This is a genomic window from Reyranella sp. (genome assembly GCF_965279465.1).
Lineage (GTDB): Bacteria > Pseudomonadota > Alphaproteobacteria > Reyranellales > Reyranellaceae > Reyranella.
The window spans coordinates 7006298-7021237 of the sequence record NZ_OZ257242.1; the positions used below are offsets into that span (position 1 = coordinate 7006298).

Sequence of the window (14940 nt, forward strand, 5' to 3'; positions counted from 1 at the left end):
CCTGCAGGGGCGGAGGGGTCATAGGCCACACCGATGCCGTGGCCCACGACCCCTCCGTCACGGATTACCGTGACACCTCCCCGCGCTGGCGCGCAGGGAGGAAGGTCTTACTTCTTCGGCAGCAGCACCGTATCGATCACATGGATCACGCCGTTCGACTGCTTGACGTCGGCGATGGTAACGGTCGCCACGCCGCCATTCTCGTCGGTCAGCGTGATGCTCTTGCCGGACATCTTGGCCTGCAGCACGCAGCCGCCGACGGTCTTCACGGGATGAGTGCCCTTGTCGTCGGCGATCATCTTGGCGATCGCCGGCGACATCGCATCGGCGGCGACGACGTGGCAGGTCAGGATCTTGACCAGCATCGGCTTGTTCTCGGGCTTGAGCAGCGTCTCGACCGTGCCGGCCGGCAGCTTGGCGAAGGCGGCGTTGGTCGGCGCGAAGACGGTGAACGGGCCCTTGCCCGAAAGCGTCTCGACGAGGCCGGCGGCCTTGACCGCGGCGACCAGCGTGGTGTGGTCCTTGGAGTTGGCGGCGTTCTCGACGATCGTCTTGCTGTCGTACATCGCCGCGCCGCCGACCATCGGGTTCTCGCCGGCGAAGGCCGGCACGGCGGCGGTGACGGAAACGGCCGCAAGGGCGGCGAGGAAGAGACGGCGGTTTGACATGGTCTGATGCTCCTTGTTCGACGTGGCGGTCGGGGCCACCATCGTCACAAGGGTCTACGGGTTCCGCTCCGCGCCGGTTCAGGAAGGCGTCATCAACTCATCTTGTGTGATGGTTGAACATCCGCGGGAGGGCCTCGCGCGTAGGCGCGCCCTCGCAGCGCAGCACATTTGCCCATCCTCCCCGCTCGCGGGGGAGGGAGAAGACTCCGAGACGTGAGGTCAGCGCCGCTCGCCGATCGCGACCAGGCGGTGGGTATTGACGACGATACTGCCGTCCGCTTCCGCCACCGCCCCCAGCGCCTTGCGCACGCGTTCCCGCGCGGGGTCCTTCAGCTCGGGGGGCAGGTGACCGAAGACGTTGCCGAACGAGCTCGCTTCGGTGAAGCGCACGGCGGCCTCGGCCGACGGGTGCTGACGCTCGCTCTCGCGCACCTCGATGCGGACGGGCAGGAAGCCGGTGGTCTGAAACAACGCGCGCAGCTCATCGGCGCCGACTCGGAAAGTGATCGACTCGCGGATGCGCGGGTAGCGGTCGAACGGCGGCTCGGCCAGCACGGTGCGCAGGATCTGCTGCAGTTGCGTGAGGTCGCCCTTCAGCTGGGTTGAAATGCCGATCCGCCCACCCGGCCGCAGCAGGCGGCCAAAGGAGAGCAGCGGGCCGGTCTTCTCGGGTAGCCAGTGGAACACCGCGTTCAGCACCACGACGTCGAAGCTGTTGTCGGGCAGGCGGTCGAGGTCGTAGGCGTCGCCGACCTCGAAGGTGAGGTTGTCGCGCGCGCGGCTCGACGCCAGGCCGATGCGCAGCGGCAGCGGATCGATGCCCAGCACCCGGCCCTCCCGGCCGACCAGCTCGGCGATATGGCAGGCCAGCAGGCCGGTGCCGCAGCCAACATCGAGCACGCGCTCGCCGGGGCCGATGCCGAGGTCGGAGACCAGCAGCTTGCCGGCTTCGAACTGGCGGGTGGCGCTGATGCGCTCGTAGTCGAGCGCCAGGGACGCATTGTCGAGGCCGAGCGACGGCGCTCCCTCGATCGGTCTGGTACGCATGTACATGGCCGGCATCATGATCCCTTGCGCGCCCGGCGAGACTCTCCTGTATGACAAGGGAGGAATGCAGCGAGAGGGGAATGATGAAGGTCGAGATCCTGTGCACCGGTGATGAAATCCTGACCGGCAAGACGATCAACACCAACTACGGCTACATGGCCCGGCGGCTCGGCGACGTCGGGCTCGACGTGGTGTGGGGAACGACGGTGGGCGACGACCGCGCAAGCCTGCTTGCGGCCTTCCGCCAGGCCAGTGCGCGCGCCGACGCCGTGATCGTGAACGGCGGGCTGGGGCCGACGGTCGACGATCTGTCGCAGGAGATCGCGGCCGAGGCGTGCGGCGTGCCCCTGGTGCTGAGCGACTACTGGATGCAGCGCATGACCGAGTCCTACGCGCGGCGCGGGCGCGTGATGCCTGCGAACAACCGCAAGCAGGCGATGCTGCCGGAGGGCGCGGAGTTCATCGACAACCCGATCGGCACGGCCTGCGGCTTCGCGGTCACGATCGGCAAGGCGCGATTCCTGTTCACGCCCGGCGTGCCGCGCGAGATGCGGCGCATGCTCGATGAACAGGTCATCCCGCGCCTGCTCAAGCTCAGCGGTATCACCGGCATTACCAGGTTGAAGCGCTTCCACACCTTCGGCATCGGCGAGAGCCGGGCCGACGAGATGCTGGCCGGCATCCCGGGGCTGGCCATCGACGGCGAGATCAAGCTCGGCTTCCAGGCGCATTATCCCCAGCTCGAGACCAAGCTCGCCCTGCGCGGCGCCGACGAGACCGACCTGAACACGCGGCTGGCGCCGGTCGAGGCGGAGGTGCGCAAGCGGCTCGGCAACTTCATCGTCGCCGAGGACAACGAGTCGCTGGAAGGCGTGATCCTGGCGGAGCTGCGCGCCGGCGGGCTCACGCTTGCCGTCGGCGAGGATTACACCGGCGGCAATGTCGCCGCCCGCATCGCGCCTCTGGTCGGTGCCGAGAGCGTGTTCCGCAAAGGCGTGATCGCGAGCGGCGTCACGGCCGAGGCGCTGCGTGCAGAAAGCGGCGCGAGCCATGCGCTCGCCGTCGCCGCGCAGCTCGACGAGGGGCCGGACCGGCCGGACTTCGGTGCCACGATCACCATCCAGATCGCCGACGCGAGAGGTATGGTTTCCCGTACTGCCAGGCTGGTCGGCGGCCGCGACTGGGTGCGGGTCGGCGCCGCCGAGCTCGGCCTCGACTGCCTGCGCCGTCACCTCCTCGGCCTGCCGGTCGACGAACGCATCGACTTCGAGCGGAGATGAATCATCGACGCATCCTCTTGCGGAGAGCATGCGCGGTCCCGGCGAATATCAGTGATCGCTGCATGAGATAAGCTCGCGTGGCCGGCGGTCAGCGCGTGATAGACACGCGGGCATGACTCCCGCTGAACGCCGGCAGATGATGCTCGTCGGCCCGATTTTGCCGACCATCCTGACGCTGGCCGCGCCCAACGTGCTGAACGTGGCGATGCAGAGCCTGGTCAGCATCTCCGACAGCTGGTTCGTGAGCCAGCTCGGCCTGGTCGATCTCGCCGCCCTTGCGCTGGTGTTCCCGACGCAGATGGCGCTCGGCCAGATGTCGGCCGGCGCGATGGGCGGCGGCGTCTCCTCCTCGGTGGCGCGCGCTCTGGGCTCGGGCAATCGTGCGGCGGCGGAAGCGGCGGCCGCCCATGCGCTGGTGATCGCGATCGGCATGGCGGCGCTGTTCGCGATCGTGCTGGTCGGCTTCGGCCGGCCGATCTACGGCGCGCTGGGCGGCAGTGGCCGGGCGCTCGACGGCGCCATAGCTTACGCGTCGGTGCTGTTCCTCGGCTGCGGCGCGCACTGGATCGCCAACACGCTGGCGTCGGTGCTGCGCGGTACCGGCGACATGAAGACACCCGGTTACGCTTTGGTGGCGACGGCGGCGCTGCAGATTCCGCTCACCGGCGCGCTGACGCTCGGCTGGTTCGGCTTGCCGAAGCTCGGAATCGTCGGGCCGGCCACGGCGGCGGTCATCGTCTTCACCCTCGCGGCCGTGTGGATGCTGAGCCGCCTCGTCGGCCCGAAGGCGGCGCTGCGGCTGCGCTGGCCGCTCGACGGTTTCCGGTGGCGCTCGTTCCGCGACATACTGAAAGTCGGCCTCGTGGCCTGCCTGGTCGTGATTCTGACCAACGGCACCGTGCTGCTGGTCACCGGCCTGATCGGCCGCGCGGGCGATGCGGCGATCGCGGGCTACGGCATCGGCAGCCGGCTGGAATACATGCTGGTGCCGATCAGCTTCGGCATCGGCGCGACCCTGACCGCGCTGGTCGGCACCAACATCGGCGCCAAGCAATTTGCGCGCGCGCAACGCGTGGCCTGGATGGGCGCGCTGATGGCGGGTGGCATTGCGGCGGCGATCGGCCTCGTGGTGGCGATCGAGCCCGACCTGTGGCTCCGCCTGTTCACCAACGATCCGGCCGCGCTCGCCTCGGGCCGCACCTATCTCAGCATCGTCGGCCCGGTCTACGGCTTCTTCGGCCTCGCCATGGCGCTGTACTTCGCCAGCCAGGGCACCGGCGAGATGGTGTGGCCGGTGATTGCCAATCTCTGCCGCATCCTGATCGCCGTCTGCGGCAGCCTGCTGGCGCTCGACGTGCTGGGCTGGGGCCTGCCCGGGCTGTTCACCTTCGTGGCGCTGGGCATCGTCTGCTTCTCCGCGGTGCTCGCCTTCTCGACGACGCGTCCGGCATGGCGGGCGCCGTAGCCCTCGATCGCCGGACCCTCATGCTCGAACAACCTGCTGCTCGCCCTCTCGACCAGGCGCATCGCCTGGCGCCGATAGACGCCTGCGATCAGTCGAAGTGAAAATCGTCACGGCGCAGGATGTGCTTGCCCGACAGGATGTCGCGCATGCTGATCGCCGGATCGCCCACCATCATGTCAGAGCTCGCTTGCCAGGCATCGACCACCATGTCGCGCACCGCCGCCGCACCGGCGGCGAGCTGCGATGTCACCAGGGCGACCGCCTCGGGATCGGCGGCCTTGAACGCGCCGCGCAGGTCGAGCTCGTACATCGGCACGACGAACTTATGGCTGTCGAGGATCAGCTTGCGGCTGCGTTCCCAGATCGAGCACTTGCAGTCCCAGTAGGGCGCGACCTCGGCCTTGACCGCATCGCGCCTGATGTTGCGGCGGACGAAGGTACCCTTGATGAACACGTCCATCGCCTCGTCATTGGTGTAGCCGCGCGGATTGGGATAACGCCCCCAGCCGTAGAAGTGCACCGAGGTGTGCAGTGGCATCGAGGCGTCACCTGGAAAGTGGCTCCAGTAGCCGAGGTCGTGCAGAATCAGCTGCTCGCGCTGCTTGCGGTCCTTATCGAACCAGGCGCGGTCGGCCGGGTCGACGGCGGTGCGTGCGCCGATCGACGCGGCACGCCAGTAGGCGAAGTCCTTCGCGAGCTGCTGCCAGCCGATGACGATGGCGTAGGGCAGGTAGCCCGCCTTGTACTGGCTGCTGCCGCCAGCCCGCAGCGCCGCGTCGTACCCGTCGAGCGTGAGGGGCAGCTTGTCGATCGACAGGAGGCCGGCGACCGCGTGGTCATCGGACAGCTTCACGTAATGCGCCGGGTTGAGCGCACTGTCGTGGGGATCGCCGGTATGCTTGTCCCGGTCGGGCTCGCGCCCGAACACGGCGATGGTCTCGATCGCCTCAGGCGTGCGCAGGAAGTCGGGAATCTCGTCGGGCAAGAGCTCGGCCGCGATGCCGCTGATGAACTCATGACCGCTCGCGCCCCAGGCCCGCGCCGGAGCCGACGGCAAGGCCATCAGCGCGGCGCCCAGCAGTCCCATCGCCAGCTGCCGCGAGATCATGGTGCCCCCATCTCCTCCCACAACGCGTTCGGCCCGGCGCAACCCTGTCATGGCCGGGCGGTCTGTGCCACAAAGGACGCCGCCCCCTGGAAAACATCGGACAAGCGAGGAGACCCACGATGAACACCGGATTGCAGCTCCGTTCCCTGATCACCAAGAGCGGCGAGCTCGAGCTGTCGCTGGCGAGGATCGAGATCCCCGAGCCCGGCCCCGACCAGGTCGTGGTCAGGGTCGAGGCGACGCCGATCAACCCGTCCGACCTCGGCCTGCTGCTCGGCCCCGCCGACATGTCGGCCGCGACGACCTCGGGCAGCGGCGAAAGCACCGTCGTGAAGGCCAAGGTCTCACCGGCCGCCCTGCCCTTCCTCGCCGCGCGGCTCGACCAGTCGATGGCAGTCGGCAACGAGGGCGCCGGCACCGTCGTGAAGGCAGGCTCGTCGGATGCCGCGCAGGCGCTGATGGGCAAGATCGTGTCGGCGGTCGGCGGCTCCATGTATTCGCAATACCGGATCCTGAACGCGCGCGACTGCCAGCCGCTGCCGGCCGGCACGACGGCGGCCGAGGGCGCGTCGTGGTTCGTCAATCCGCTGACGGCGCTCGGCATGACCGAGACGATGAAGCGCGAGGGCCACAAGGCGCTGGTCCACACTGCCGCCGCCTCCAACCTCGGCCAGATGCTGAACAAGATCTGCAACGAGGACGGCATCGGCCTGGTCAACATCGTGCGCAGCCCGGCCCAGGCGAAGATCCTGAAGGACATCGGCGCCAAGCACATCGTCGATTCCTCGGCCGCGAGCTTCCAGGACGACCTGGTGCAGGCGCTGGTCGAGACTGGTGCCACGATCGCCTTCGACGCGATCGGCGGCGGCAAGCTCGCCAGCCAGATCCTCACCGCGATGGAGATCGCACTCAACAAGACCGCCAAGGAATACAGCCGCTACGGCTCGACCACGCACAAGCAGGTCTACATCTACGGCAGCCTCAACACCGGCGCGGTCGAGCTGACGCGCAACTACGGCATGGCGTGGGGCGTCGGCGGCTGGCTGCTGACGCCGTTCCTGCAGAAGATCGGCCGGCAAGGACAGGGGCCCCTGCGCGAGCGCGTGGTCAACTCGCTCAAGACCACCTTCGCCAGCCACTACACCAAGACGATCTCGCTGCCCGAGGCGCTCGATCTCGCCAACATCGCCGTCTACAACAAGCGCGCGACCGGCGAGAAATACCTGATCAACCCGAACAAGGGCTGACTCATTGGACCGCGCGCATCCTGCGCGCTCATGAGTCCGAGCGCGCTGGAAGCGCGCGGTCCAATGATCATGAGGTAAAGCGATGACAGAGCCCGGCGACAGCCTGCGCAGGCGCACGCCCTACCTGCCGATCCACAAGCGGCCGAAGCTGACGCTTCCGGGCAACGCGCGCGTGGCGGTGTGGACGATCGTCAATGTCGAGAACTGGAGCCCGCTGGGCGCCATGCCGCGTACCGTGCTGCCGCCGCCCATGGGACAGCCGCTCTTGCCCGACGTGCCGAACTGGGCGTGGCACGAGTACGGCATGAGGGTCGGCTTCTGGCGCTTCGTCGAAGTACTGGGCGCGCGCAAGTTGAAGGCGACGTTCGCGCTCAACGGCACGGTCGTCGATCTCTACCGCGAGGCCTGCCAGGCGGCGCTGGACGCCGGCTGGGACTTCATGGGTCACGGCTTCGTGCAGAAGCCGATGCACAAGGTGGACGACCAGCGCGCCGCGATCGCCGACACGATCAAGGCGATCCGGGATTTCACCGGCAAGCCACCGCGGGGCTGGGAGTCGCCCGGCCTGACCGAGACAGACGAGACGCTCGACCTGCTGGCCGAGGCCGGCATCGAGTACGTCGCCGACTGGGTGCTCGACGAGCAGCCGGTGCCGCTCGCGACCCGCGCCGGCACGATCGTATCGGTGCCCTACACGGTCGAGATCAACGACGTGGTGATCAGCGCCGTCGAGAAGCAGCCCTCCGACGAGATCTTCCGCCGCGGCCGCGACCAGTTCGACCGCCTCTACCTCGACGGCGCCAAGGCGCCGCGGGTAATGGCGATCTCGATTCACCCCTACCTCACCGGCGTGCCGCACCGGATCAAGTATCTCGAGATGCTGTACGACTACATCCTCGGCCACGACGGCGTGGTGATGTGGACCGGCGCGGAGATCCTCGACTGGTACCGTTCGGCCGCTAGTTGAAGAGATAAAGATCCCTCGCTTCGCTCGGGATGACAGCATTGTTGTCATCCCGAGCGCAGCGAGGGATCTTTCGTTTCAGCCACACTCAGAGCGGGTCGGCCAGCAGCGTCGGCACGGAGAACGTGTCGAGCTGGACGATGTTGGCCTCGAACAGCAGCCGGCTGCCCGCGCAGACGATGCGGCTGCGATATTCGCCGACGCCAAACAGGCGGCTCACCCCTTCCTGGTCGGTGTGATAGACGGCGAACGGAGTCTCAACCGAAACAATGTCGCCGATCGGCTCGTCGAAGCGCGGCAGCCCGAGAATGTGCCGCGCACTGTAGATGTCGTACTCGTTCACCTCGAGCAGCGTCGTGATGCGGTCGCGCAGCATGTCCTTGTTCTTGCACAGCATCAGCGACGCCGGCAGCCCGAGCTGCACGTTCTCCCGCGGCACGATCTGGTATGTCGCCTGCTCGCTGAACAAATCGAGCCATTCGTCGTACCGCTCGGAATCGAGCAGCCAGGCATAGTCGGCAAACAACCGGCCGATGCGCTCTCCCAGGCTCGCCATCAGCGGACTCCGCCCTCCGGCTCGATGCCCATGAACTGCGCGTAGTTGGACCAGAAGCCGCGCAGCGAGAGATCGGTGGCGCGACCGAACTCGCGCGGCAACGGCCCCTTGCCGCCCACCTCGATCAGCGATGTCGCCTCCTGCTGGGAGCGCGTGGCCGCCGAGACGATCTCGACCGCCTCGCCGTCCTCCATGGCGACATAGCCCGCCGGGCCAGACATGTTCGCCGCCAGCAGCCGGCGCTCGGTCATGTCCTCGTCGTCGTCGGCATAGCCGACCAGGGTGAAGACCAGCTCGTGCTCGCGGGCCGATTTCGGCCGCACCTGCCGGATGGCGATCGCGTTGCCGCTGTGGACGAAGATGGTGCAGGGAAAGACGTTCATGATCAGCCCGCGCAGCCCATCGTTGCGCTCCGGCCGCATCTTCAGGAAGGACGGATCGCGGAGCTTGAGCTTGAAGGCGTCCGGCGTGGCCGACGCATAGGCGGCCTTCGCGGCTTCGTCGCTGTCGCTGTTGGCATAGTCGTAGGTCCAGGTATGGCGATGCCGCGCATCCATCGCCTGCCCGCCTTTCTGGGTGGCACGCCCCATGCCGAAGGCGGTCAGGAAGGCATGCAGCAGGCTCGCATGGTAGTTGTCGCGGCTGTTCTCGACATAGAGCTTCCAGTTGCCGGTCATGCGCTGGCGCTGGTAGCCGAGCAGCCGGATCGGCTTGTGATAGATGCGCGCGATGTGCTCGCAGACCTCCGGGCCGAGATAGTCCTCGAGAGATTCGGCCTCGGCCGAAAGCGTGCCGAAGATCACCCCGTTCAGGATGCCGACCCGCAGGCGCTTCAGCCCGTGATCGGCGAGCTTGAAGTCGGCCGACAGGCCGCCCCGGCCATCGATGCCGTTGCGGAAGGGCACGCCGACGAGCTGCCCGTCGAGCGCGAAGCACCAGCGGTGATAGATGCAGGTGTGGTTCTTCGCATTGCCGCGCGCCTCGCGCCGGACCAGTGCGCCACGATGCGCGCAGCGGTTCACGAAGGCATGGACGGCGCCGCCGCGATCGCGGCTGACCAGGATGGGGATGTCGCCCATGAAGCTCGTCTTGAAGTCACCCGGATCGGGAAGCTCGGCTTCGAGAGCGAGATAGGACCAGGTCTTGCCCGAGAAGATCCTCTCGCGCTCCTGCTCGAAAATCCCTTCGTCGTGATAGACGACATACGGCACCCGGCTGTAATCGTCCCGCTGCCATTCGATCCTGCGGTCCATGGTCCGTCCACCTGCGTCCGTCGGGGCACGATCCAGGACGATGCAACTCCCATGCCCGATTGCCGGGAGCGCGGCTCTCCAGAGCCGCTCTTCCTTCGGTTTGCACGACCCCAAGAGCGGCTCTGGAGAGCCGCGCTCCCAGCCGAAAAGCTCATCCCAATGTCGCGAGAAACTCCGCGAGATGCGGCTTCCAGATCGCCGCCTGCAGATGCGTGAAGTGCCCGTGCGTCCCGGCGCTGGCCGGCACCAGCACGAACTTCGCGCCCGGGATCTGCCGGATCGCCGGCTCGACCACGCCCAGTTCGGCCGGATTGACCGCGTCGTCGGCGAAGTTGATGGCGAGCAGCTTCGCGGTAATCTTGCCCAGCAGCGGCGCCGGATCGTAGTCCATCACCGCCTCGGTGGCGTAGAGCTGGTCGTTGGCGTCGCCCTTGGCGACGTTTGCGACCCATTGCCGGTAGAGCGCATCGGCCGCCTCGCGCGTGCGGCCCATCTCCTGCAGGCGGACGACGTTCTCGGTCATCAGCGAGGCGAACGGCGCGGTGCGGATGTAGTGCGTCGGCTTGGTGGTGTAGTTCCCCTCGTTCCAGCCGGGATCGTTGCGGATCGCCTCGATGGCGATGCGCCGCGAGATCCAGTTGCGGCCGGAAATCTCGACCGGCTGGCTGGCGATCGGCACCAGCGCGTCCATGAAGCCGGGATACATCCCGCCCCACATCCAGCAATGCATGCCGCCCATCGAGCTGCCGAGCACCAGCCGCAGATGCCCGATGCAGAGGTGCTCGGTGAGCAGGCGGTATTGCGACGCGATGATGTCGCGATAGCGGTAATGCGGGAACTTTGCGCGCAAGCCATCGCTCGGCTTGCTCGAGCCGCCGCAGCCGATGCCGTCGGGCATGACGATGTAATAACACGAGGCATCGAGCGGCTGGCCCGCGCCGAACAGCTCGTCCGCGAGCGATGGCAGCAGCCAGTTCTTGCCCGTGCCGCTGGTGCCGTGCAGCAGCAGGACGGCGTTGTCGATCTCGCTGGCGGCATTGCGGTGCGGCGTGCCGATTGTGGTGTAGTGCAGCTTGAGCTCGGGCAGCGTCTCGCCGCTTTCGAAGACGTAGTCCTTGAGCACGAAGTCGCCCTCGTGCTGAACCGGCCAGGAAGGCATCTCAGGCCGCGATCCACAAGGGCTTAGCCCGCCTGATTCACTCACGCTCGCGGGGACTGTTCATGGCCCCCCAAAGATCACTGCGCCGCTGCACGTTCAGCCAGAAGTCCGGGGTATTGCCGAATACGCGGTCGAGGATGAGCGCGGTGGGGGCCGCGACCAAACGTTTGCCGTTGCACAGTTCGTTCACGAGCTTGCGCTGCACATCCATCGCTGCCGCGAGTGCGGCCTGGGTGGGGCCAAGAGGCTGCATGAATTCCTCGACCAGGATTTCGGCAATTCCGGCCGGCTTGCGCTTCGTCGTCAGCATGGTCCGCCTCATCTATAGCGGTGATCGTCGAGATAGGCTTCCGACGCTTCTTCCTCTTCTGTCTTACGCAAAGCCGTCGCACTCGCACCATTTCGCTATTTCGACCAAAACACGAGCAATCTTCTTTCCACGGAAGGTCATCGATTGTGGCGACAGGTCTCTCCACTCCGCGCTTCGCCCCGCGGTCGAGACGACGGACGGGAGCGAGTTGTCGGCGCGTCGAAGATGTTGACCCAACTCGGCCTGGGCGTCAGGCGCCGACCTACCCCTCAACCTTGATGTCGTTCTCCTTCACCACCCTGCTCCACCGGTCAGTCTCGGCCTTCACCCGCTCCAGGAACGCCGCCGCCGTGCTGCCGGTGGTGACGAGGCCCAGCTCCGCGAGCTTCTTCTTCACCGCCTCGTCCTTCACGATATCGAGGCAGACGGCGTTGAGGCGCTCGGCGATAGGGCCCGGCACGCCGGCCGGCGCGACGAGGCCATAGAACGCGGCGCCGACCAGGTCCGGCATGCCGAGCTCGACCACCGTCGGCACCATCGGGCAGATCGGCGAGCGCTCGGGCGAGGCGATGCAGATGCCGGTCAGGCGGCCCTGGTTCACGTGGCTGCCGGTCGGCATCACGACGTCGACGAAGACCGGCACGTGGCCGGCGGTCACGTCGCGCAGCGCGTCGGCCGAGCCCTTGTAGCCGACGACCTCCATCCGGAGCTTGTTGCGCGTGCGGAACAGCTCGCCCCACAGATGCGGCTGGTTGCCGATGCCCGAGCAGGCGAAGCGCACCGGGTTCGGCTGGGCGTTCACCCAGGCGGCGAACGAGGCGTAGTCCTTGACCGGCAGGTCCTTGTTCACCGCCAGCAGGTCGTGAATGTCGGCGATCGTGGAGATCGTCTGGAAGTCCTTCAGCGGGTCGAACGGCTGCTTGAAGCCCAGTGCGACATTGGTCGCCATCGTCGTGCTGCCGAGCAGCAGCGTGTGCCCGTCGGGCTTCGCTTTCGCCACCGCGTCCATGCCGATGATCGTGTTGCCGCCCGCCTTGTTCTCGACGATGACCTGCTGGCCGAGCAGCGCCGTCATCTTCTCCGCCACCACGCGGCCCAACGCGTCCGACGCGCCGCCCGGCCCATAGGGCACGACGAGCTTCACCGGCTGGCTGGGCCACGCCTGCGCGCGCACGGCGGCGGCCGGCACGATCATCCAGCCGGCGACACCGGCGATCACACTGCGACGGTCGAGCATTTCATTCCTCCCATGGGGCCACAGTCGAGACTGCCACGCTGCATTCAAGTGTCTCGCCCAGCAGAAGGCAAAGGTCGAGATCGAAATGAACGCGGTCCTCCCGTAAGCTCCGATGGAGAGTCAGGGAGATATCGATGCCGTTCTATCAAAGAGGCGACGTTCGCATTCGCTATGAGGAGGTTGGCTCCGGCTTCCCGCTGCTGGTCATCCCTGGCGGCGGGTTGAACTCGAGGATCAGCAACTGGCCGAACGCCGTCATCAACGCGATGGAGGAGTTCAAGCACGACTTCCGCTGCATCACCATGGACCAGCGTAATGCCAATGGCGGCGAGTCCACCGGTCCGGTGCCGGTCGAGAACGCGTGGGACGCGTTCGCCGACGACCAGCTCGGGCTGATGGACCATCTCGGGATCCGCGAATTCCTCTTCATGGGCTTCTGCATCGGCGGCTGCTTCGCCGGCAAGCTGCTGCAGCGGGCGCCCGAAAGGGTCGTCGCCGCCGTGTTCTGCCAGACCGTAGGCGACAGGCCCGAAGACCCGGGCGTCATGGTCCGGCACAGCGCGCAGAATTGGCTCCCGGGTTTCCGGGAACGACGGCCCGAGGTGTCGACGGAAACGATCGAGAAATATCAGCACAGCCTCTGGAGCGCGCAGCCCGATTTCCTCTACAGCGTGTCGCGCGAATTCATCGCCAGCTGCCCGACGCCGATCCTGGTGCTGCCGGACGACACGTCATCGCATCCGCTGCAAACATCGATCGACGTCGCGTCGCTGGCGCCCAATGCCGAGATCACGGTCTTCCCTTGGCGCGACCCGCCCGAGCTCAAGGCCCGCACGATCAACAAGGTGCGCACCTTCCACAAATCGCACCTTCCGATGCGCCGCGCCGCGGAGTAGCCGGCGCCTCCTTTCCCGGCTGCCGTTACAGCAATGGACTGAACAGGCGCAGCGTATTCTCGATCAGGCGTTCCCTGAAGGGCCGTCCGGCCCAGACAGTGGGATCGAGCTGCGTCGATTGAAGCGCATAGCTCTTCTGCAGGGTGCGCAACGTCTCGGTGAACTCGCGATGGTAGATGAATAGCGCCACCTCGTAGTTCAGCCACAGGCTTCGCATATCGAGGTTGACGGTGCCGAACATCGACATCGCCCCGTCCACGGCTATGGACTTGGTGTGAAGCAGCCCGCCGCGATAGAGCTGAATCACCACGCCCGCATCGAGCAGGTCGTCGTAGTAGGACCGGCTGGCGTAGCGCGTGAGGAAGGAGTCGACCTTTTCGGGGACGATGAGCGTCACCTGCACCCCGCGGCCGGCGGCACCGCGCAGCGCGAGGATCATCGAATCGTCAGGCACCAGGTAGGGCGTCGTCAGCACCAGCTCATGCCGGGCCGCGTTGATCAGTCCCAGAATCATCTGCAGGAGGCCGTCCTCCGACTCGCCCGGACCCGACGGAACGATCTGCACATTCGCCGTTCCCAGAGGCTGCGCCCGTCCGAGGCCGGCGGCGGCAATCAGCTCGTGCAACGGCTCGCCGGTCTCGAGAATCCAGTCGCCGACCAGGATTCCGGCAAGGGGATTGACCACCGCGCCCTGGAAGCGAACCATCGCATCGACCCACTCTCCGACGCCCGACTCCTGCTTGAAGTAGCGGGGATCGACGAGGTTCATGCTTCCTGTCCAGGCCGTCATGCCGTCGATCACCACGATCTTGCGATGCAGGCGAAGATCGGTACGACCGATCAGGGTGCGGAACAGCCCGGTCGGAAGCGCCGAACGCAGTTGAACGCCGGCGTCGCGCAGGCGCTTCGGCTGTCTCCCCTTCCACCACGGCCGTGCCCCGAGAGCGTCGACCAACAGACGGCACTGCACGCCCCTCGCGGCCGCACGAATGACTGCGTCGACAACATCGTCCGCCGCCCCACCGTCGCTCCAGATATAGAACTCCATCAACACGCTGGTTCTTGCGGCATCGATGTCGCGGACAATCCTCGCGAGAATGGCCTGGGTGTCCGTGACCATTTCGAAGCTGTTGCCGCGAACCGTCGCGAAGCCGATCATCGATCGGCCCAGACGGTCCATCGCCTGTGCCGCCGCTGGAAGATCGGACCAGGGGACGGCCGTGAAGTCGGTGGGAATGGTGGCCCTTGCGATCTGTCGGAAATCCGTGCGCAGCGTGGTGATGGCGTGTGTGCGCCGGCGCCCGATCCGGCGCTCGCCGATCAGCAGATAGACCACGGCACCTGCCACGGGTAGCGTCACCACCAGCAGCAGCCACGACAGCGCGACACCCCGGACCGATCGGCGCATGACCACGCGCACGCCAATGGCAAGCACGAGCGCGACGTGCACGACCATTACAAAGGCGGAGGATTCGAAAGGAAAGTACATCGGTCAATGCCCCGCAGCGATCGGCGCGAAGCCGCCGTGCTCCAGATCGCGCGCCACAGCCGAGCCCAATCCTATACCGGACGAATATCCAGAACCATGAAATTGCCCGCCTCCTTGGCATGCTCCACCTGAACCTCGCGCGAGGTCATTTGGCCTTCGCGGATGCCCAGTGCACCGCGACAAATGCCAAGCGGGCTGCCATAATGACGAAATTCATGCGTGCGTCCGTTTTGAATGCCCACGAGGACTCTACCTGGAGGC

At 66.6% G+C, this 14940-nt stretch carries 15 protein-coding genes; 5 read left to right on the forward strand and 10 right to left on the reverse strand.

Going from position 1 to position 14940, the window contains the following annotated elements; genetic code table 11:
• Positions 1 to 107: 107 nt before the first annotated feature.
• Together ACQY8M_RS34180 and ACQY8M_RS34185 are read right to left on the reverse strand one after the other, a co-directional pair.
• Positions 108 to 668, reverse strand: coding sequence for a fasciclin domain-containing protein (locus tag ACQY8M_RS34180; protein ID WP_428665930.1), 561 nt, complete (start codon positions 666 to 668; stop codon positions 108 to 110).
• 219 nt (positions 669 to 887) lie between these two features.
• The gene (locus ACQY8M_RS34185) at positions 888 to 1715 is read right to left on the reverse strand and encodes a class I SAM-dependent methyltransferase (RefSeq protein ID WP_428665932.1); all 828 of its coding nucleotides are present in this window, start codon (positions 1713 to 1715) and stop codon (positions 888 to 890) included.
• Between the two features lie 80 nt (positions 1716 to 1795).
• Between ACQY8M_RS34185 and ACQY8M_RS34190 the strand changes: the two genes are divergently transcribed.
• Both ACQY8M_RS34190 and ACQY8M_RS34195 read left to right on the forward strand, forming a co-directional pair.
• Positions 1796 to 2995, forward strand: coding sequence for a CinA family nicotinamide mononucleotide deamidase-related protein (locus ACQY8M_RS34190; RefSeq protein ID WP_428665935.1), 1200 nt, complete (start codon positions 1796 to 1798; stop codon positions 2993 to 2995).
• A gap of 112 nt (positions 2996 to 3107) precedes the next feature.
• A complete protein-coding gene (locus tag ACQY8M_RS34195; RefSeq protein ID WP_428665938.1) occupies positions 3108 to 4460 on the forward strand; it encodes an MATE family efflux transporter in 1353 nt (450 codons plus the stop codon).
• Between the two features lie 88 nt (positions 4461 to 4548).
• On the opposite strand, the gene ACQY8M_RS34200 is transcribed toward ACQY8M_RS34195, so the two are convergent.
• The gene (locus ACQY8M_RS34200; RefSeq protein ID WP_428665941.1) at positions 4549 to 5568 is read right to left on the reverse strand and encodes a hypothetical protein; all 1020 of its coding nucleotides are present in this window, start codon (positions 5566 to 5568) and stop codon (positions 4549 to 4551) included.
• A 119-nt stretch (positions 5569 to 5687) separates the two neighbouring features.
• Here ACQY8M_RS34200 and ACQY8M_RS34205 point away from each other — a divergent pair, with 119 nt between their 5' ends.
• Together ACQY8M_RS34205 and ACQY8M_RS34210 are read left to right on the forward strand one after the other, a co-directional pair.
• Positions 5688 to 6815 carry a zinc-binding dehydrogenase gene (locus ACQY8M_RS34205; protein ID WP_428665944.1) on the forward strand — a complete coding sequence of 376 codons (1128 nt, stop codon included), beginning with the start codon at positions 5688 to 5690 and terminating at the stop codon, positions 6813 to 6815.
• A gap of 82 nt (positions 6816 to 6897) precedes the next feature.
• Complete coding sequence (locus ACQY8M_RS34210; protein WP_428665947.1) at positions 6898 to 7782, forward strand: polysaccharide deacetylase family protein; 885 nt, start codon at positions 6898 to 6900, stop codon at positions 7780 to 7782.
• 85 nt (positions 7783 to 7867) lie between these two features.
• Here the strand turns inward: ACQY8M_RS34210 and ACQY8M_RS34215 are convergent, their stop codons facing one another.
• From ACQY8M_RS34215 to ACQY8M_RS34235, 5 genes are all read right to left on the reverse strand, one after another.
• Positions 7868 to 8335: an aromatic-ring-hydroxylating dioxygenase subunit beta gene (locus ACQY8M_RS34215; protein ID WP_428665950.1), complete on the reverse strand. Its 468-nt coding sequence runs from the start codon at positions 8333 to 8335 to the stop codon at positions 7868 to 7870.
• Positions 8335 to 9588, reverse strand: a complete 1254-nt coding sequence (locus tag ACQY8M_RS34220; protein ID WP_428665953.1) for an aromatic ring-hydroxylating oxygenase subunit alpha — start codon at positions 9586 to 9588, stop codon at positions 8335 to 8337. Before ACQY8M_RS34220 ends, ACQY8M_RS34215 begins: the two co-directional genes overlap by 1 nt.
• A gap of 151 nt (positions 9589 to 9739) precedes the next feature.
• Positions 9740 to 10747, reverse strand: a complete 1008-nt coding sequence (locus ACQY8M_RS34225) for an alpha/beta fold hydrolase (RefSeq protein WP_428665956.1) — start codon at positions 10745 to 10747, stop codon at positions 9740 to 9742.
• A gap of 37 nt (positions 10748 to 10784) precedes the next feature.
• On the reverse strand, positions 10785 to 11057 hold the full coding sequence (locus ACQY8M_RS34230; protein WP_428665959.1) for a HigA family addiction module antitoxin: 273 nt from the start codon (positions 11055 to 11057) through the stop codon (positions 10785 to 10787).
• A 262-nt stretch (positions 11058 to 11319) separates the two neighbouring features.
• Positions 11320 to 12294, reverse strand: a complete 975-nt coding sequence (locus ACQY8M_RS34235; RefSeq protein ID WP_428665962.1) for a Bug family tripartite tricarboxylate transporter substrate binding protein — start codon at positions 12292 to 12294, stop codon at positions 11320 to 11322.
• Between the two features lie 134 nt (positions 12295 to 12428).
• Here ACQY8M_RS34235 and ACQY8M_RS34240 point away from each other — a divergent pair, with 134 nt between their 5' ends.
• Entirely contained in the window at positions 12429 to 13190 is a 762-nt protein-coding gene (locus tag ACQY8M_RS34240) for an alpha/beta fold hydrolase (protein WP_428665964.1), read from the forward strand.
• A gap of 25 nt (positions 13191 to 13215) precedes the next feature.
• Here the strand turns inward: ACQY8M_RS34240 and cls are convergent, their stop codons facing one another.
• Entirely contained in the window at positions 13216 to 14679 is a 1464-nt protein-coding gene (cls, locus tag ACQY8M_RS34245) for a cardiolipin synthase (protein WP_428665967.1), read from the reverse strand.
• Positions 14680 to 14750: 71 nt separating this feature from the next.
• Positions 14751 to 14921 (reverse strand): hypothetical protein, encoded by a 171-nt coding sequence (locus ACQY8M_RS34250; protein ID WP_428665970.1) that lies wholly within the window; start codon positions 14919 to 14921, stop codon positions 14751 to 14753.
• Between the last annotated feature and the right edge of the window lie 19 nt (positions 14922 to 14940).